The sequence below is a fragment of the Streptomyces sp. CB02058 genome (assembly GCF_001905505.1).
Classification (GTDB): Bacteria; Actinomycetota; Actinomycetes; order Streptomycetales; family Streptomycetaceae; genus Streptomyces.
Map to the genome: position 1 here is coordinate 657504 of NZ_LIPG01000002.1, position 17289 is coordinate 674792.

A 17289-nucleotide genomic window follows, 5' to 3' on the forward strand; every position below is an offset into this window, starting at 1 on the left:
CCTGTCGGCCCGGACGTTTACTGTCGAGGGCATGGACGGTACGTACGACCCCCGGGACACGCCCTACGGCGCCGCTGACACCGAGCGCTGGGACACCGAGCCGGACAAACGCCCCGGCCGCACCGCCTTCCAGCGCGACCGGGCGCGTGTGCTGCACTCCGCCGCCCTGCGCAGGCTCGCCGGCAAGACCCAGGTCGTCACGCCCGGCACCCGGGGCCGTGCCTGGGACGCCAGTCCCCGCACCCGGCTCACCCACTCCCTGGAGTGCGCCCAGGTCGGCCGCGAGCTCGGAGCCGCCCTGGGCTGCGACCCCGACCTCGTCGAGACGGCCTGCCTCTCCCACGACATGGGCCACCCGCCCTTCGGGCACAACGGCGAGCAGGCGCTCAACGACTTCGCCTCGGACTGCGGCGGTTTCGAGGGCAACGCCCAGTCGCTGCGCCTGCTGACCCGCATCGAACCCAAGCGCTTCGTCCGCGACCCGCGCAGCGGCGAGCTCGTCAGTGTGGGCCTCAACCTGACCCGGGCCGCCCTGGACGCCGCCACCAAGTACCCCTGGCCCAGGGGCGCGCACCCCAGGGACCCGGCCTCCCCGAAATTCGGGGTGTACGAGGACGACCTGCCGGTCTTCGCGTGGATCCGCAAGGGCGCGCCGCAGGACGGCACCTGCTTCGAGGCCCAGGTCATGGACTGGTCCGACGACGTCGCCTACTCCGTGCACGACTTCGAGGACGGCCTGCACGCCGGACACATCGACGCCGGCTGCCTCTTCTCCGAGCCCGAGCGGGCGGAGATCTGGGCCGTCGCCATCGGCCGGTACGTCCCGGCGGACACCGGTCCCCAGGAGCTCTCCGACGCCCTGGACCGGCTCACCGCCCAGGAGTGGTGGCCGCGCGGCTACGACGGCTCGGCGGTCGCCCAGGCCCGGCTGAAGGACGCGACGAGCCAGCTCATCGGCAGGTTCTGCCTCGCGGCGGAGTCCGCCACCCACGCCGCGTACGGCCCCGGGAGGCTCGGGAGGTACGGCGCCGAGCTCATCGTCCCGCGCGAGGTGCGCAACGAATGCGCCGTGCTCAAGGCCGTCGCCGACCGTTACGTCATGCAGCGCGCCGAGCAGGAGGCCATCCGCGCGGACCAGCGGATCGTCATCGCCGAGCTCGCCGCCGCGCTGACCGCCCGCGCCCCCGAGGGACTGGAGCCCCAGTTCCGCGCGCTGCACGCCGCGGCCCCCGACGACAGGGCGCGCAAGCGGGTCCTCGTCGACCAGATCGCCGCACTCACCGACGCCTCCGCACGGTCCCTCCACAGGACTCTGACGGGCGTTCGGCAGACTGGACCATGACCGGGCCACATGCCAGCGGCCGTGTCCCGATCGAGGCACACCCTCTTTCGCCATCACGCTGCGTGCGGGACGCTCGCAGCTGGCGGCGCCGCGCAGCACAGTACCGAGGAGGCACCAAGTGGTCGACGCACATCGGACGTTCGTCATCATCGGCGGGGGACTGGCCGGAGCGAAGGCAGCCGAGACACTCCGGGCGGAGGGCTTCAGCGGCCGGGTGATCCTCATCGGCGACGAGCGCGACCATCCGTACGAGCGGCCACCGCTGTCCAAGGGATACCTGGCGGGCAAGGACGAGCGGGAGACCGTCTTCGTCCACAAGACCGCCTGGTACGCCGGCGCCGACATCGAGCTCCACCTCGGCCAGGTGGTGACCTCCATCGACCGGGCCGGCCGCTCGGTGCAGCTCGGTGACAACACCGTCGTCCACTACGACAAGCTCCTGCTCGCCACCGGAGCCGAGCCGCGCCGCCTCGACATCCCGGGTACCGACCTGGTCGGCGTGCACCACCTGCGCCGACTCGCCCACGCCGACCGGCTGCGGGGCGTCCTCGCCGCCCTCGGCCGCGACAACGGCCACCTGGTGATCGCCGGAGGCGGCTGGATCGGCCTGGAGGTCGCCGCTGCGGCCCGTGGATACGGCGCGGAGGTCACCGTCGTCGAGCCCTCCGCGACCCCGCTGCACCACGTGATCGGCCCGGAGCTCGGCCAGATCTTCACCGATCTGCACGCCGAGCACGGCGTCCGCTTCCACTTCGGCGCCCGCCTCACCGAGATCACCGGCCAGGACGGCCTGGTCCTCGCCGCCCGCACCGACGACGGCGAGGAGCACCCGGCCCACGACGTGCTCGCCGCGATCGGCGCCGCACCGCGCACCTCGCTCGCGGAGGCCGCCGGGCTCGACATGGCGGACCGCTCCCAGGGCGGCGGCGTCGCCGTCGACGCCTCCCTGCGCACCTCCGACCCGCACATCTACGCCGCCGGGGACATCGCCTCCGTGGACCACCCGCTCTTCGGCGGCCGGCTGCGGGTGGAGCACTGGGCGAACGCCCTGAACAGCGGCCCCGCCGCCGCGAAGGCCATGCTGGGCCAGGACGTGACGTACGACCGGGTGCCGTACTTCTTCTCCGACCAGTACGACCTGGGCCTGGAGTACTCCGGCTGGGCGCCGCCCGGCTCGTACGACCAGGTCGTCATCCGGGGCGATGCCGGAAAGCGTGAGTTCATCGCCTTCTGGCTCAAGGACCACCGGGTCCTCGCCGGGATGAACGTGAATGTGTGGGACGTCACCGAGGACATCCAGAAGCTGATCAAGGCCGCCGGGCCGGTCGACCCGGACGCCCTGGGCGACCCCTCGGTGCCCCTGGACTCCCTGCTCTGAGCGGTGGGGCCGGGCAACCGCGACCGGCCGGGACCCGGCGGCGGGCGCCGCCGCCGGGTCCCGGTTCCCCGGCCCCACCCGCAGGGCCTTTCGTTTGGATCAGGCCGGGCTCGCGTGCCCTGGCACCGCACCTCGCGGCGTTGTCGTCAATCTTCCCCGAGCTCTCGGCTTCGCTCGAGCAGGGGAGGCCCCAACCGCTCCGCGTTGCCTCAATCCTCCGCCTTGCGATGCACGGCACCAGGCCCCGATCCCCGATCCGGCCTGTTCCAAACGAAAGGCCCTAGACTTCACTCGTGGCAGGCAGGATCAATGACGACGACGTGAAGGCGGTACGGGACGCGGTCCCGATCGACGCCGTCGTGTCCGAGTACCTCCAGCTGCGCAACGCGGGCGGCGGAAACCTCAAGGGACTCTGCCCCTTCCACGACGAGAAGTCCCCCTCCTTCCAGGTCAGCCCGGGCAAGGGCCTGTTCCACTGCTTCGGCTGCCAGGAGGGCGGCGACACGATCGCCTTCGTGATGAAGATCGATCACCTCACCTTCTCCGAGACGGTCGAGCGCCTCGCCGCCAAGGCGGGCATCACCCTGCGGTACGAGGAGGGCGGGTACAACCCCTCCCACCAGCGCGGCGAGCGGATCAGGCTGGTCGAGGCGCACAAGATCGCCGCCGACTTCTACCGCGAGCAGCTGAACGGCCCGGAGGCCGAGATCGGCCGGAAGTTCCTCGCCGAACGCGGCTTCGACCAGGACGCGGCGGCCCACTTCGGCGTGGGCTACAGCCCCGCGGGCTGGGACCACCTCACCCGCTTCCTGCGCGGCAAGGGCTTCAGCGACAAGGAGCTCATCAGCTCCGGCCTCTCCCAGGACGGCCGCCGGGGCCCGATCGACCGGTTCCGCGGCCGGCTGATGTGGCCGATCAGCGACACCTCGGGGGAGATCGTCGGCTTCGGCGCCCGCAAGCTCCGGGACGACGACAACGGCCCGAAGTACCTCAACACCCCCGAGACCTCGATCTACAAGAAGTCCCAGGTGCTGTACGGCATCGACCTGGCCAAGAAGGACATCGCCAAGGCGAGCAGGGCCGTCGTCGTCGAGGGCTACACCGACGTCATGGCCTGCCACCTCGCCGGGGTCACCACCGCCATCGCCACCTGCGGCACGGCGTTCGGCAACGACCACATCAAGATCCTCCGTCGGCTCCTGATGGACAACGGCAGCGCCCGCGTGATCTTCACCTTCGACGGTGACGCGGCCGGCCAGAAGGCCGCCCTGCGCGCCTTCGAGGACGACCAGAAGTTCGCGGCCGAGACGTACATCGCGATCGCCCCGGACAGCATGGACCCGTGCGACCTGCGGCTGGCCAAGGGTGACGACGCCGTCCGCGACCTGGTCGAACCCCGCACCCCGCTCTTCGAGTTCGCGCTCCGCCAGATCGTCGGCCGGTACGACCTGGAGACCCCGGCCGGGCGCGCTGCCGCCCTGGACGAGGCCGCACCCGTGGTCGCCAAGATCAAGACGAGCAGCGTGCAGCGTGAGGTGGCCGTCCAGCTGGCCGGCTTCGTCGGCATCCTCGACCAGGAATTCGTCGTCCACCGGGTCAACCAGCTCGCCCAGTGGGCCCGGGGACGCGGCGACCAGCGGGGCCCCGCACCGGCCTCCTCGCGCGGCGGTGCGCAGCACCAGCAGGTCCAGGCCCCCAAGGCACCGCCGGGCCCCGCGCTCAACCTCCGCAGCCCCGCCCACCGCACCGAGCGCGAGCTGCTCAAGCTCGCCCTGCAGAAGCCCGCCCTGGTCTCGCCCGCCTTCGACGCCTACGGGGTCGACGAGTTCACCGCCCCGCCCTACGCGGCCGTGCGCCAGTGCATCGCCGAGGCGGGCGGCGCGGAGCTGGGCGTCGCCGAGACCCGCGAGTATCTCGTCCAGGTGCTCGACGCGACCCCCGACGACACGGTGCGCAAGCTCGTCACCGAGCTGGCGGTCGAGGTCTTCCACGGCAAGTCCATCGACGAGACGTACGCCGGCCAGCACCTGGTCAACGTCCGCCTGCGCGCGGTCGACCGCAGGATCGACGACGTCCAGAGCAGCCTCGCGCGCCTCGGCAGCAACGTCGCCCCCGACCATCTGGCCGCCGCGCAGAACGAGGTCTGGGTCCTCCAGCAGTACGCGCAGTCGCTGCGGAGCCACGGCGCCGACGCGCTCTGATCCCGCCTCCCCGGCTCATCGGCCCCCGGCTCCCCGGTCCGGCGCGCCCCGGGGCCGGGTCAGGACCTGATCAGCAACCGGTCACGCTCCGGACGCAAAAAGTCACCGCACGCCCCTCGTGGCAGCGATGTGTCGTACCCCACACTGGGTGGCGGTGCCTGAGTCATCGGAGCGCGGCCGGTCCGCCCGGGGCGGACCTCCATCCCCCGCGATCCGGCAGCGATCACCTGGAGGTCGCCCCCGTGCAGACCCGGACCGTGACGATCACGAGCGAGCATGTCCCGGCCATTCCCGCACAGAACCGGGTCACGCGTCACCCGGAGACGGCGGGCACACCGGAAGCGGTGCTGGAGGAACCGGTGGAGCCCCCGGAGCCCCCCGAGCCCCGGAGCCGGCCGGAGGCGGGCGGCCCGTCCTCCGACCTCTTCCGCCAGTACTTACGCGAGATCGGACGGATTCCGCTGCTCAGCGCGGCGGAGGAGGTGGAGCTCGCCCGACGCGTCGAGGCCGGGCTCTTCGCGGAGGAACGGCTCGCCCGCACCCCCGACCCCGACTCGGGGCTCGCCCATGACCTCGACCGGCTCGTGGTCATGGGGCGGATGGCGAAGCGCCGGCTCATCGAGGCCAACCTCCGCCTCGTGGTCTCCGTGGCCAAGCGGTACGTCGGCCGGGGACTGACCATGCTCGACCTGGTCCAGGAGGGGAACCTCGGACTGATCAGGGCGGTCGAGAAGTTCGACTACGCCCGGGGCTACAAGTTCTCGACGTACGCGACGTGGTGGATCCGCCAGGCGATGTCCCGCGCACTGGCCGACCAGGCCAGGACCATAAGAGTCCCGGTGCACGTCGTCGAGCTGATCAACCGGGTCGTCCGCGTCCAGCGCCGGATGCTCCAGGAACACGGCTACGAACCGACGCCCGAAGAGGTCGGCGCACAGCTCGACCTCACACCCGAACGCGTCGGCGAGGTCCTGCGGCTCGCCCAGGAACCCGTCTCCCTGCACGCCCCCGTCGGCGAGGAGGACGACGTCGCCTTCGGTGACCTCATCGAGGACGGCGACGCCGCCTCACCCGTGGAGTCCGCGGCCTTCCTGCTGCTGCGCGAACACCTGGAGACCGTCCTCTCCACGCTCGGGGAGCGGGAGAGAAAGGTCGTGCAGCTGCGCTACGGACTGGACGACGGGCGGCCCCGCACCCTGGAGGAGATCGGAAGGATCTTCGGCGTGACGCGCGAACGCATCCGCCAGATCGAGTCCAAGACCCTCAACAAGCTGCGGGACCACGCCTTCGCGGACCAGCTGCGCGGCTACCTCGACTGAACCGGCCGGCCGGCCGGTCAGCCGAACCGGCGGCCGGTCAGTCGACCTCCGACAGCGCCTGCGCGAACTGCGCCGCGTACAGCCGGGCATAGGCGCCCTCGGCCGCCAGCAACTCGTCGTGCGTGCCCTGTTCGACGAGCGAGCCGTTCTCCATCACCAGGATCACGTCCGCGTCCCGGATGGTGGAGAGCCGGTGCGCGATCACGAAGCTCGTACGCCCGTGGGCGAGCCGTGCCATCGCCTTCTGGATCAGCACCTCGGTCCGGGTGTCCACCGAGCTGGTGGCCTCGTCGAGGACCAGGATCACCGGGTCGGACAGGAACGCCCGGGCGATGGTGATCAGCTGCTTCTCACCCGCGCTGACCCCGGAGCCCTCGTCGTCGATCACCGTGTCGTAACCGTCGGGCAGCGTACGCACGAAGCGGTCGGCGTGGGCCGCCCGCGCCGCCTCCTCGATCTCCTCCCGGGTCACCTCGCGCGAGGCGCCGTAGGCGATGTTCTCCGCGATCGTGCCCCCGAACAGCCAGGTGTCCTGGAGCACCATGCCTATGCCCGAGCGGAGTTCGTCCCGCGACATCTTCGCCGCGTCCACGCCGTCGAGGAGGATCCGGCCGCCCGTCACCTCGTAGAACCGCATCAGCAGATTCACCAGGGTCGTCTTGCCGGCACCGGTCGGGCCGACGATCGCGACGGTGTGGCCGGGCTCGACGCTCAGCGAGAAGTCCTCGATGAGCGGCTTCTCCGGGTCGTACCGGAACGACACGTGCTCCAGCGCGACACTGCCGCGCAGCTCCTTCGGACGCTCGGCCGGATCGGGGTCGGGCCCCTGCTCCTCCGCGTCCAGCAGGGTGAAGACCCGCTCGGCGGACGCGATGCCCGACTGCACGAGGTTCGCCATCGAGGCGACCTGCGTCAGAGGCATCGAGAACTGCCGCGAGTACTGGATGAACGCCTGCACATCACCGATCGACAGCGAACCGGACGCCACCCGCAGCCCGCCGACGACGGCGACCAGCACATAGTTCAGATTGGAGACGAACATCATCAGCGGCTGCATGATCCCGCTGTTGAACTGCGCCCTGAAGCCCGCCTCGTAGAGAGCGTCGTTCTGCTCGGCGAAGTCCTTCGCGGACTCCTCCTGCCGGCCGAAGACCTTCACGAGGGCGTGACCGGTGTACATCTCCTCGATGTGGGCGTTGAGCTTGCCCGTCACCTTCCACTGCGCCACGAAGTGCGGCTGCGAGCGCTTGCCGACCCGCGCCGCGACGACGACCGACAGCGGCACCGTGACCAGCGCCACCAGGGCCAGCAGCGGCGAGACCCAGAACATCATGATCAGTACGCCGACGATGGTCAGCAGGGAGTTGATGAGCTGGCCCATCGTCTGCTGCATCGTCTGCGAGATGTTGTCGATGTCGTTCGTCGCCCGGCTCAGCACCTCGCCCCGCTGCTGCCGGTCGAAGTACGACAGCGGCAGCCGCGACAGCTTCGTCTGGAGGTCCTCGCGCAGCTGGAAGACGACCCGGTTGATCACCCGGATCGACAGCCGCGTCGACACCAGCATCAGCAGACCCGCGCCGACGTACACCGCCAGCGCCACGAGCAGGACTTGGCCCACCGCGTCGAAGTCGATGCCGCTGCCGGGGGTGAAGTCCACCCCGGACAGCATGTCGGCGAGCCCGTCGTCGCCCTGCTCCCGCAGGCCGTCGATGGTCTGGTCCTTCGTCGCGCCCTCCGGCATCCGCCGGCCCACGACACCGGCGAAGACCAGGTCCGTCGCCATGCCGAGGATCTTCGGCCCCACCACGGAGAGCGCCACGCTCAGCGTTCCGGCGCCCAGCATCAGATACAGCGAGGACTTCTCCTGGCTGAACCGCCTCAGCAGCCGCTTCCCGGACCCCTTGAAGTCCATGGACCGCTCGGTGGGCCCTCCGGCCATCATCCGTCCGCCCGGCCCTGCCATCAGGCGGCCTCCGCTTCCGTCAGCTGGGAGAGCACGATCTCCCGATAGGTTTCATTGCCGTCCATCAGCTCGCGATGGCTGCCCGTCCCGACCAGCCGGCCCTCGTCCAGCACCAGGATCCGGTCGGCGTCACGGATCGTGGAGACCCGCTGCGCCACGATCACCACGGTCGCCCCGGCCGTCTCGTGGGACAGGGCGGCGCGCAGCGCGGCGTCCGTCGCGTAGTCCAGCGCCGAGAACGAGTCGTCGAACAGATAGATCTCCGGCTTCCGCACCAGCGTCCGCGCGATCGCGAGGCGCTGCCGCTGACCGCCGGAGACATTGGTGCCGCCCTGCGCGATCGGCGCGTCGAGACCGTGCTCCAGTCCCTCCACGAAGTCCTTGGCCTGCGCCACCTCCAGCGCGTGCCACAGCTCCTCGTCGGTCGCGTCCGGATTGCCGTACCGCAGATTCGTCGCGACCGTCCCGGAGAACAGGTACGGCTTCTGCGGTACGAGGCTCACCGTCCTCGCCAGCAGCACCGGGTCCAGCGTCCGCACGTCCGTACCGTCGACGAGCACCTCGCCGTCCGTCGCGTCGAACAGCCGGGGCACCAGCCCGAGCAGCGTCGACTTCCCGCTGCCCGTCGATCCGATGATCGCGGTGGTCTCCCCGGGCCGCGCCACGAGGTCGACCGAGCGCAGCACCGGCTCCTCGGCGCCCGGGTAGCGGAACTCCGCGCCCCGTATCTCCAGATGGCCGTGGGCCGGCAGCTTCGTGACCGGCGCGGTGGGGGGCACCACGCTCGAATCGGTCTCCAGGACCTCCTGGATGCGCTCGGCACAGACCTCCGCGCGCGGGATCATGATGAACATGAAGGTGGCCATCATCACCGACATCACGATCTGCATCAGATACGCGAGGAACGCGGTCAGCGCGCCGATCTCCATCCCGCCGCTGTCGATGCGGTGCGCGCCGAACCAGACGACGGCGACGGACGACACGCTCACCACCGTCATCACGGTCGGGAACATGAGCGCCATCAGCCGGCCCGTCGACAGCGCGATGTCCGTGAGCTCGGTGTTGGCGCTGCGGAAGCGCCGCTCCTCGTAGTCGTCACGGATGAAGGCACGGATGACGCGGTTGCCGGTGATCTGCTCGCGCAGCACCCGGTTCACCGTGTCGAGCCGCTCCTGCATCGTGCGGAACAGGGGGCGCATCCGCCTCACGATGAGCCCGACCGTGACACCGAGGACGGGCAGCACGGCCAGCAGCACCGCGGAGAGCGGGACGTCCTGGCCCAGCGCCATGATCACGCCGCCGACGCACATGATGGGCGCCGACACCATCAGGGTGAACGCCATCAGGACCAGCATCTGGACCTGCTGGACGTCGTTGGTCGTACGGGTGATCAGAGAGGGAGCCCCGAACCGCCCGACCTCGCGCGCGGAGAAGGACTGCACCCGCCCGAAGACCGACGCCCGTACGTCACGGCCGAGCGCGGACGCGGTCCGGGCACCGTAGTAGACGGCTCCGATGTTGCAGACGATCTGGATGACGCTGACGGCGATCATCAGGGCGCCGAACTGCAGGATGTAGCCCGTGTCACCCGTCACGACACCGTTGTCGATGATGTCGGCGTTGAGGCTGGGCAGATACAGGCTGGCGCAGGTCTGCAGAAGCTGGAGGAACACCAGCAGGACGATGGACTGTCTGTACGGACCCAGATAGGTCCGCAGAAGTTTTATGAGCACACGCGTCTCTCGGAGTCGGCGAAGGGCAGAAGCCGATCCATCCTGCGGTACGCCGCACCACGGTGGCGACCGCTTTTACTCAAGCCGGGGTCAAAACTCCCGGGCCGCCCCTCGGCCGCTGTTCGCCGTGCGCCCCGGCCCGCTGCGCGCCCTCAGCCCTCGGCGCGGCCCGGAGCTGTCCGGCGCCCTCAGCTCTCCGCGGCCCCTCGGCTCTCCGCAGTCCTCGGCTTCCTTCGACCCTCAGCTTCCCGCGACCCTCAGCTTCCCGCGATCCTCAGCTCTCCGCGCCGAAGGCTCCCGGGTGGATCTGATCCCGCGTCGCCCCGTACTGCTGCCGGACCGCACGGCCCACCGCGAGCTCCTCACCGGGCTCCAGCACCTGCGCCGCCGCGCCCCGCCAGGCCGGGGGAGTACGGGGGTCGAGGCTGCCCTGCGAGACCCCGAGCGCCCACGCCGCCTGCCGGGCCGCACCCAGCGCCGCGTACTGCGCGGGCTGGGGCACGACGACCTGGGTGCCGAACAACGAGGGCGCCAGCGCCTGCACGGCGGGCAGCTCGGCCGCCGCGCCCAGCAGGAACACCCGCCGCACCTCCACGCCCCGGCCGCGCAGCACGTCCAGCGCGTCGGCCAGCGAGCAGAGCATCCCCTCGAAGGAGGCCCGCGCCAGATGCTCGGGCTTCATCGACTCGCGCCGCAGCCCGCTCAGCGTGCCCGCGGTGTGCGGCAGACGCGGGGTGCGCTCCCCTTCCAGATACGGCAGCAGGACGAGGCCGGAGGAGCCCGGCGTCGACTTCAGCGCCAGCGCTGACAGCTCGTCCAGGCCCTCCAGGCCCAGCATCTCCGCCGTACCGCGCAGCGCTCGCACCGCGTTGGACGTGTGGACCACCGGCAGATGCATCCCGGTCGCGTCGGCGAACGAGGTGATCATCCCCGTGGGATCGGCCAGCGCCTCGTGGTGCACGGCCATGACCGAGCCCGAGGCCCCCAGTGACACGACGGCGTCCCCGACGGCGACACCCAGCCCGAAGGCGGCGGCCATCGTCTCGCCGGTGCCGGCCGAGATCAGCAGACCCTCCGGTGTCGTCCCGGCGGCGTCGGCGGGGCCGAGCACCTCGGGCAGCGCGGCCTGGTGGCCGAGCGCGAGCTCCACGAGATCGGGCCGGTAGGACCCGGAACCCGCCGACCAGTAACCGGTGCCGGACGCGGCACCGCGGTCCGTCGTGCGCCGGGCGGGCCGGCCGAGCAGCTGCCACACCAGCCAGTCGTGCGGCTGGAGGACGGCGGCGACCCGCTGCGCGTTCTCCGGCTCGCTCCGCGCCAGCCAGCGCAGCTTCGCCACCGGCTGAGCGGCCTGCGGCACGGCCCCGACGGCCTCCGCCCACGCCTGCCGACCGCCGAGCCCGTCGACCAGATCGGCGGCGGGCGCCTGCGCCCGCCGGTCGTTGCCGAGCAGCGCGGGACGTACGAGATTGCCCTGGTGGTCCAGCGGCACCAGACCGTGCTGCTGCGCCGACACACCGATCGCCTGCACGCCTTCGAGCAGCCCTCCGGAGGCCGCCTCACCGAGTGAGAGCAGCCACGCCTGCGGATCCACCTCGGAGGCCTTGGCCTCGATGGGATGCGCGGCATACCCCTGCCGCAGCACCGCACCGGTGTCCGTGTCGCAGACGACGATGTGCGTGAAGGCGGATGAACTGTCCAAGCCGGCGACTATGCCCATGGACACGATTCTGCCGCACCGGAGACCCGTTCCCCTACCGGGCGGTACCCGGTACGGGAACGGGCCTCGGACGCGGGCCCCTGGGGCCTGCCTCAGGTGTTGGTCGTACCCCAGTCGTCACTGCTGCCGTTGTGGCCGCTGCGCTCACGCAGCGAGCGCACCCGGTCGGTGACGGAGACGGGAACCTTGTCCCCGACCTTCTCGCTCACCGAGTGGTACGCCTTGCCGGCGAAGTCCCGGCTGCCGTGCGCGGCGGACTCCGCCGCGTTCCGCACGGCGGGATTCTCGGCCAGCTGCTGCGCGGCCTTCTTCAGCTGCTCGTAACGCTCGCGCCCGGCTCGCGTGCCGAGCACGTAACCGAGGGCCACTCCGGCGATGAACGTGAGCCGGTACCGCATGGCTGCCACCCTTCCTTCGCTCCGTGCGACGTGTGCTGCCCGCCTACCCGCAGACACCCGAGATCACCCCGGGGGATACCGATTGGCGGAGCACCCCCCTGCTTGCGCTAATGTATGTGTCGCAGCGAACGCGCGCCGCTCGGCATCCGCCAGGCAGGTACGATTCGAGGCACCGCAGCAATCCCCTGTAGCTCAATTGGCAGAGCAGCCGGCTGTTAACCGGCAGGTTACTGGTTCGAGTCCAGTCGGGGGAGCGCGATCCCCTGTAGCTCAATTGGCAGAGCATTCGGCTGTTAACCGGAGGGTTACTGGTTCGAGTCCAGTCGGGGGAGCGATGCGGAAGAGGGCCCTTCGGGGTCCTTTTTCGTGTGCCCGGACCGACCCGTCCGTGACTCTTTCGGGGTGATTCCGTGGCCTCTGGAACCGGGCAGCACGCAGCGCGGTCTTCATGGTCAACGGGAAGCCGGGCATCCGGAGCAGGAGATCGTATGACCGGCTATGCTGCGGCAGACGGCGCGCACACATGTACGCGCCACGCCGTAACGGGGCGGTAGCTCAGCCGGTTAGAGCAGCGGACTCATAATCCGTCGGCCGTGGGTTCGAGTCCCACCCGCCCCACCAGCGTCCCCAGGCAGAATCGTTCTGACCTGGGGATTTGCGTTGTCCGGGCGGCGCTCGCGCGCGACGGACGCCGCACCGAGGTGCGGTGGACGCGGGTCCTCGCACAGTCGGGGCACACCGGCCGAGCGTTCACGTCACCCGGCGCGGGTCGGTGGACGAAGGCCGCTGTCCAGCGCGCGGATCAGCTCACCGACCCGGCCGCCGCCGCCCGGCGCCGCCGGGAAGCGTGCGAGCACGTCGACGACGGCCGGTGTCGCACGGCGCAGCATCCGCTCGATGTGTTCGGCACCGACGCTCCGGTCGTCGTCGGCGACGAGTTCGGCCGCTCGGGCCGCGTGAGCGCCGGCTCCGAGGATGTGCTTGACCTGGGTGGCCTTGGCCAGCGGATGCAGGTAGGCGGAGCCCGCCGCGGCCATCGCTGCCCGAGCCGCCTCGCGCGCGGCCTCGCCGTCCGCGCTCTTGGCCGCCTTGAGCGCGGCCCACGCCGTGTCGCGCAGAGCCTTTCCCCGCTCGCCGCCCCGCGCGAACTCCCACGCGGCGCCGATGGCGTCCCGAGGCCGTGAGTCGTCCGGCTGATCGCTCTCGAACACGTCGAGGACCACCTCCGCGCAGGCCGCGGCGAACGCGGCGACCTCACGGAGATCCTGCTTGCTCAGAGCGATCCCGCTCGCTTCCCCTGCCATGACTCCATACTCGGCCATCGCGCAGGACAGCAACGCGGGCTCCTGGAACCCCGCGATGCCGGGCGGCGTCCTGTCGTTCGGCTCCACCCGCACGTCGAACTGCCCCCAGGGGGAAGCAGATGAGCGCGTACACCATGGTCGGTCCGGCCGGGATCGCTCTCCTGGCGACGGCTCTGCTGGGCCGTGGTCATCGTCCGCAACGGTCTCCGGCACGCCCGGAGGTACCCGTCGCCACCGCCCGAGCCCAGGTGCGCCGGCTGCGGCCATGGGATGAGCCATCACTACAGGGGATGTGCAGATACCAGGTCGCCGGGACCAGGCAGAGGTTCGTCCATGGCGAGATGACCTGGGACCAGGTGAACTGCGGCTGCACGGCCTTCCGTACGCCCTGAAGGGTGGCAAGGCCTCACGCCTCCGGGGAGCGGTCCGCGCTGCCCGTTGTGCCACTTCATGTGCGGACGGGGGCAGCCACGGCCCGGCCGCGCCGCCGCCCCTCCTCGGAAGGAAGCGGGGCGGCGGCGGCCCGGGGAGCGTCAGTCGCCGACTGCGCAGGCGTCCCCGTTGAGCATGAAGCGGGTGGGTGACGACGCGTCACCGGTGTGTCCGACGAGGTAGCCGAGGGTGATGCTCGCGCCCGGAGCGATCGTGGCGTTGTGCGAGGCGTTCGCCGCCGTGACCGTGTTGCTGCCCTGGGTCAGGTCGGTGTTCCAGTCGGAGACGACGGTCTGGCCGAGCGCCAGCGGGAACTGGAGCCTCCAGCCGTTCACCGGGGTGCTGCCCGTGTTGGTGACGGTGAGGTCGACCGTCGCGCCCGTACCCCAGGCGTTCACGGTGCGGTCCACGCGGCAGGTGGGTTCCTGCTGGGCGAACGAGACCCGGTGCAGGCCGCCGGGCAGATCGTTGATCACGTAGAAGTCGCCGTCGTCGGCCACCCCGATCGACGTCACCTGGGTCGGCATCTGCCCGATCTCGGCCTGTTCGTATCCGCCGTCGCCGTCGGGGCGCAGCGCCCAGACCGTGGACGAGCAGTAGTCGGTGGCGATGTACGTGCCGGCCAGCAGTCCGGCGTACTTCTGACCCCGGTAGACATGACCGCCGATCACCGAACAGCCGCCGGTGTACGGGGAGTACGTGAAGACCGGCTCGGTGTACGTCTCTCCGGGCAAGCAGTCGCCGCCGTCGAACTTCTCCAGGCCCTCGTAGCAGGACCAGCCGAGGTTCAGCCCTCCCCGGCCGGGGGCGAGATGGTCGACCTCCTCCCACCGGCCCTGGCCGACGTCGCCGATCCACATCGAGCCGTCGGCGCTGTCGAAGGAGAACCGCCACGGGTTGCGCAGCCCGTACAGCCAGATCTCCTCGCGGGCGCCGGACGTGCCCACGAAGGGGTTGTCGCCGGGGACGCAGTACGCGAGCGTGCCGCAGCTCCGGCTCACGTCGACGCGCAGGATCTTGCCGAGCAGGGTGTCCAGCCGCTGCGCGGAGCGGAAGGGGTCGGCGGAGCCGCCGCCGTCGCCGATGCTCCAGTACAGGTTGCCGTCCGGGCCGAACGCGAGCTGGCCGCCGTTGTGGTTGCTGTACTGGGCGTGCTCCTGGGAGAGCAGGACCTCCAGGCGCGATTCGTCGAGGTGGTAGCGGGCGAGAGTGACCGCGCCGTCGGGCAGTGCGGTGTACGCGAGGTACAGATCCTGGCTCTCGGCGAAGCCGGGCGGTACGGCGATGCCGAGCAGGCCGCGCTCGTTGCCCGATTCGTCCACGGCGGATCTGATGTCGACGAGCGGCGCGGCGGCCAGGCCGGTGTCCGGGTGGTAGACCCGGACCCTGCCGGACTTCTCCACGATGAACAGCCGGTCCGTGCCGTCGCCGGACGCGGCGAGCGCCACGGGCCGTTTCAGTCCGGAGGCGACCTGGGTGGTGGTGGCGCTGAGCGAAGGCAGCGGTACGGACGAGGTGTCCGCCGTGGCCGTGGGAACCGTCGCGCCGGGCTCGGGCGCGGCGGCGGCGGGTAACGACAGGGGGGCGGTCAGCAGGAGGGCCAGCAGAAGGGACCCGGTCCAGCGGCGTCGTGACATGGTGGCTCCAGGAATGGGGGGACGCTTGCACGTGGCGGTTCGCGGTTCCATGGAGAACGAGCGGGGCCACGCCGCATCAGCCACGTGGGAGCGCTCCCGCACCAGGCTGCGCGTCGCGGCACGAGGCGGCAACGCGTGATTGCGCCACCTTCACGCCACATGTGGCGTGAAGGTGGCGCCGGGGGCCGCGAAAGCAAGGCGCGGGGGTGCGGCGAAGGCGGGCGCCAGGAGTGGAGGAGGGTGCGGCGCACAGCCTGCGTGACGGCGGTCGCAGGCGCCTCCGGGCGAGGTCGTACCATCCCGTGTGACCGAAACAGCCGAACAAGGTGTACCCCGCACACGCATACTCGCCGACCTGACGCCGCTGCGTTCCTCCCCCGACTACCGGCGGCTCTGGTTCGGGAACACCGTCTCCTGGATCGGGCAGGGCATGACGGCGCTGGCCGTCTCCCTCCAGGTCTACGACATCACCGGGTCCGCGTTCTCCGTGGGGCTCATCGGTCTCTGCTCGCTCGTCCCGCTGGTGCTCCTCGGGCTGTACGGCGGGGCCGTCGCGGACACCTTCGGCCGGCGCAGGCTGGGGCTCTTCAGCGCGTCCGGGTCCTTCCTGCTCTCCCTCGTGCTGGCCGCCGTGACCTTCGCCGGGGTCGAGAACGTCGGGCTGCTCTACGCCGTCGTCGCCCTCCAGGCCGTGTGCTTCGCGCTCAACTCCCCGGCGCGCAGCTCGATGATCGCCCGGCTGCTCCCGGCCGAACAGCTGCCCGCCGCCAACGCGCTCAACGCCATGACGTCCACCACCGGCGGGCTGGTGGGGCCGATGCTCGGCGGGCTGATCGTCGGCTGGTGGGGCTACCGGGCGGCGTACACCGTGGACGCCGTCACCTTCACCGCCTCGCTCTACGCGATGTGGCGGCTGCCGTCGATGCTGCCCGACCGGGCGGAGGGAGCGAAGGGGGCCCGGCGGGCGTCGGTCCTGGACGGTCTGCGCTTCCTGGGCACCCGGCCCAATCTGCGGATGACCTTCTTCAGCGACCTGTGCGCCATGGTGCTCGCCCACCCGCGCGCGCTGTTCCCGGTGGTCGCCGTGGTCTGGTTCGGCGGCGACGCCCGCACCACCGGGCTGCTGGTCGCCGCCCCGGCGCTGGGCTCCCTGCTCGGCAGCGTCTTCTCCGGGTGGCTGGGCCGCATCCGGCGGCACGGGCTCGCCGTGGTGATCGCGGTCGCCTGCTGGGGCGCGGCCATCGCCGTGTTCGGGCTCAGCCGGCAGCTCTGGCTCGGGCTGATCCTGCTCGCGCTCGCCGGGTGCGCGGACTCCATATCGATGGTCTTCCGCAACACCATGCTCCAGGCGGCGGTCCCCGACGACATGCGCGGGCGGCTCCAGGGCGTGTTCATCGTCGTCGTCGCGGGCGGGCCCCGGCTCGGCGACCTCGTGGCCGGCTCCGTCGCCGACCTGACGTCCCCGGTCGTGGCGGTGACCGGCGGTGGCGTCGCATGTGTGCTGCTGGTGTGCCTGATGGGGCTGCGTTGGCGCGGTTTCGTCCGGTACGACGCGCGGGATCCGCAGCCGTAGCGAGCTGCCGGAGAACCGGCCTGTCCATTCCTTGATACGACGTTGTCCGGCATGCGGGCGGCGCTTGTCGCCGTGCCCATGCCGCCGCCAGGATGCCCGCATGGCCCCCGCTCTTGTGTCGCGTCGTCACGTGGATCTCCTGCGTGTCTCGACCATGCTCTGTCGGGCCGAATCCCGCTGTCCGTCCCGCTGTTGCTGACGTGACGCCCGCCGGCCCACGGGCCGGCCTTCCGACGCCTTCGCGTCCCTGATCTCCCCGGACACCCCGGCCCGCCGGTGCACCCGTGCA

General features: G+C 71.1%; 11 protein-coding genes and 3 tRNA genes. 8 read left to right on the forward strand and 6 right to left on the reverse strand.

Going from position 1 to position 17289, the window contains the following annotated elements; all coding sequences use genetic code 11:
• Nucleotides 1-31: 31 nt before the first annotated feature.
• The 4 genes from AMK10_RS10065 (at nt 32) to AMK10_RS10080 (ending at nt 6240) form a co-directional block, all read left to right on the forward strand.
• Nucleotides 32-1342 (forward strand): deoxyguanosinetriphosphate triphosphohydrolase, encoded by a 1311-nt coding sequence (locus AMK10_RS10065; RefSeq protein WP_073747108.1) that lies wholly within the window; start codon nt 32-34, stop codon nt 1340-1342.
• Between the two features lie 118 nt (nt 1343-1460).
• A complete protein-coding gene (locus AMK10_RS10070; protein WP_073747110.1) occupies nt 1461-2720 on the forward strand; it encodes an NAD(P)/FAD-dependent oxidoreductase in 1260 nt (419 codons plus the stop codon).
• A 293-nt stretch (nt 2721-3013) separates the two neighbouring features.
• Complete coding sequence (gene dnaG / locus AMK10_RS10075; RefSeq protein WP_073747112.1) at nt 3014-4921, forward strand: DNA primase; 1908 nt, start codon at nt 3014-3016, stop codon at nt 4919-4921.
• 242 nt (nt 4922-5163) lie between these two features.
• Nucleotides 5164-6240: an RNA polymerase sigma factor gene (locus AMK10_RS10080; RefSeq protein ID WP_073747114.1), complete on the forward strand. Its 1077-nt coding sequence runs from the start codon at nt 5164-5166 to the stop codon at nt 6238-6240.
• Nucleotides 6241-6277: 37 nt separating this feature from the next.
• Here the strand turns inward: AMK10_RS10080 and AMK10_RS10085 are convergent, their stop codons facing one another.
• The 4 genes from AMK10_RS10085 to AMK10_RS10100 form a co-directional block, all read right to left on the reverse strand.
• The gene (locus AMK10_RS10085; RefSeq protein WP_073747116.1) at nt 6278-8203 is read right to left on the reverse strand and encodes an ABC transporter ATP-binding protein; all 1926 of its coding nucleotides are present in this window, start codon (nt 8201-8203) and stop codon (nt 6278-6280) included.
• Nucleotides 8203-9936, reverse strand: coding sequence for an ABC transporter ATP-binding protein (locus tag AMK10_RS10090; protein ID WP_073747118.1), 1734 nt, complete (start codon nt 9934-9936; stop codon nt 8203-8205). Before AMK10_RS10090 ends, AMK10_RS10085 begins: the two co-directional genes overlap by 1 nt.
• A gap of 274 nt (nt 9937-10210) precedes the next feature.
• Nucleotides 10211-11656: an FGGY family carbohydrate kinase gene (locus AMK10_RS10095; RefSeq protein WP_073747121.1), complete on the reverse strand. Its 1446-nt coding sequence runs from the start codon at nt 11654-11656 to the stop codon at nt 10211-10213.
• A 92-nt stretch (nt 11657-11748) separates the two neighbouring features.
• A complete protein-coding gene (locus tag AMK10_RS10100; RefSeq protein WP_073747123.1) occupies nt 11749-12054 on the reverse strand; it encodes a hypothetical protein in 306 nt (101 codons plus the stop codon).
• Between the two features lie 181 nt (nt 12055-12235).
• Between AMK10_RS10100 and AMK10_RS10105 the strand changes: the two genes are divergently transcribed.
• The 3 genes from AMK10_RS10105 (at nt 12236) to AMK10_RS10115 (ending at nt 12675) form a co-directional block, all read left to right on the forward strand.
• Nucleotides 12236-12308: transfer RNA gene (locus AMK10_RS10105), tRNA-Asn, on the forward strand.
• A 5-nt stretch (nt 12309-12313) separates the two neighbouring features.
• A tRNA-Asn gene (locus tag AMK10_RS10110) sits at nt 12314-12386 on the forward strand.
• Nucleotides 12387-12598: 212 nt separating this feature from the next.
• Nucleotides 12599-12675 (forward strand) — tRNA-Ile (locus AMK10_RS10115).
• Nucleotides 12676-12809: 134 nt separating this feature from the next.
• Here the strand turns inward: AMK10_RS10115 and AMK10_RS10120 are convergent.
• Together AMK10_RS10120 and AMK10_RS10125 are read right to left on the reverse strand one after the other, a co-directional pair.
• Entirely contained in the window at nt 12810-13358 is a 549-nt protein-coding gene (locus AMK10_RS10120) for a putative immunity protein (RefSeq protein ID WP_073748016.1), read from the reverse strand.
• Nucleotides 13359-13891: 533 nt separating this feature from the next.
• On the reverse strand, nt 13892-15427 hold the full coding sequence (locus AMK10_RS10125) for a PQQ-dependent sugar dehydrogenase (RefSeq protein WP_073747125.1): 1536 nt from the start codon (nt 15425-15427) through the stop codon (nt 13892-13894).
• 304 nt (nt 15428-15731) lie between these two features.
• On the opposite strand from AMK10_RS10125, the gene AMK10_RS10130 reads away from it, so the two are divergent.
• Nucleotides 15732-17000 (forward strand): MFS transporter, encoded by a 1269-nt coding sequence (locus AMK10_RS10130; protein WP_073747127.1) that lies wholly within the window; start codon nt 15732-15734, stop codon nt 16998-17000.
• Nucleotides 17001-17289: the final 289 nt, after the last annotated feature.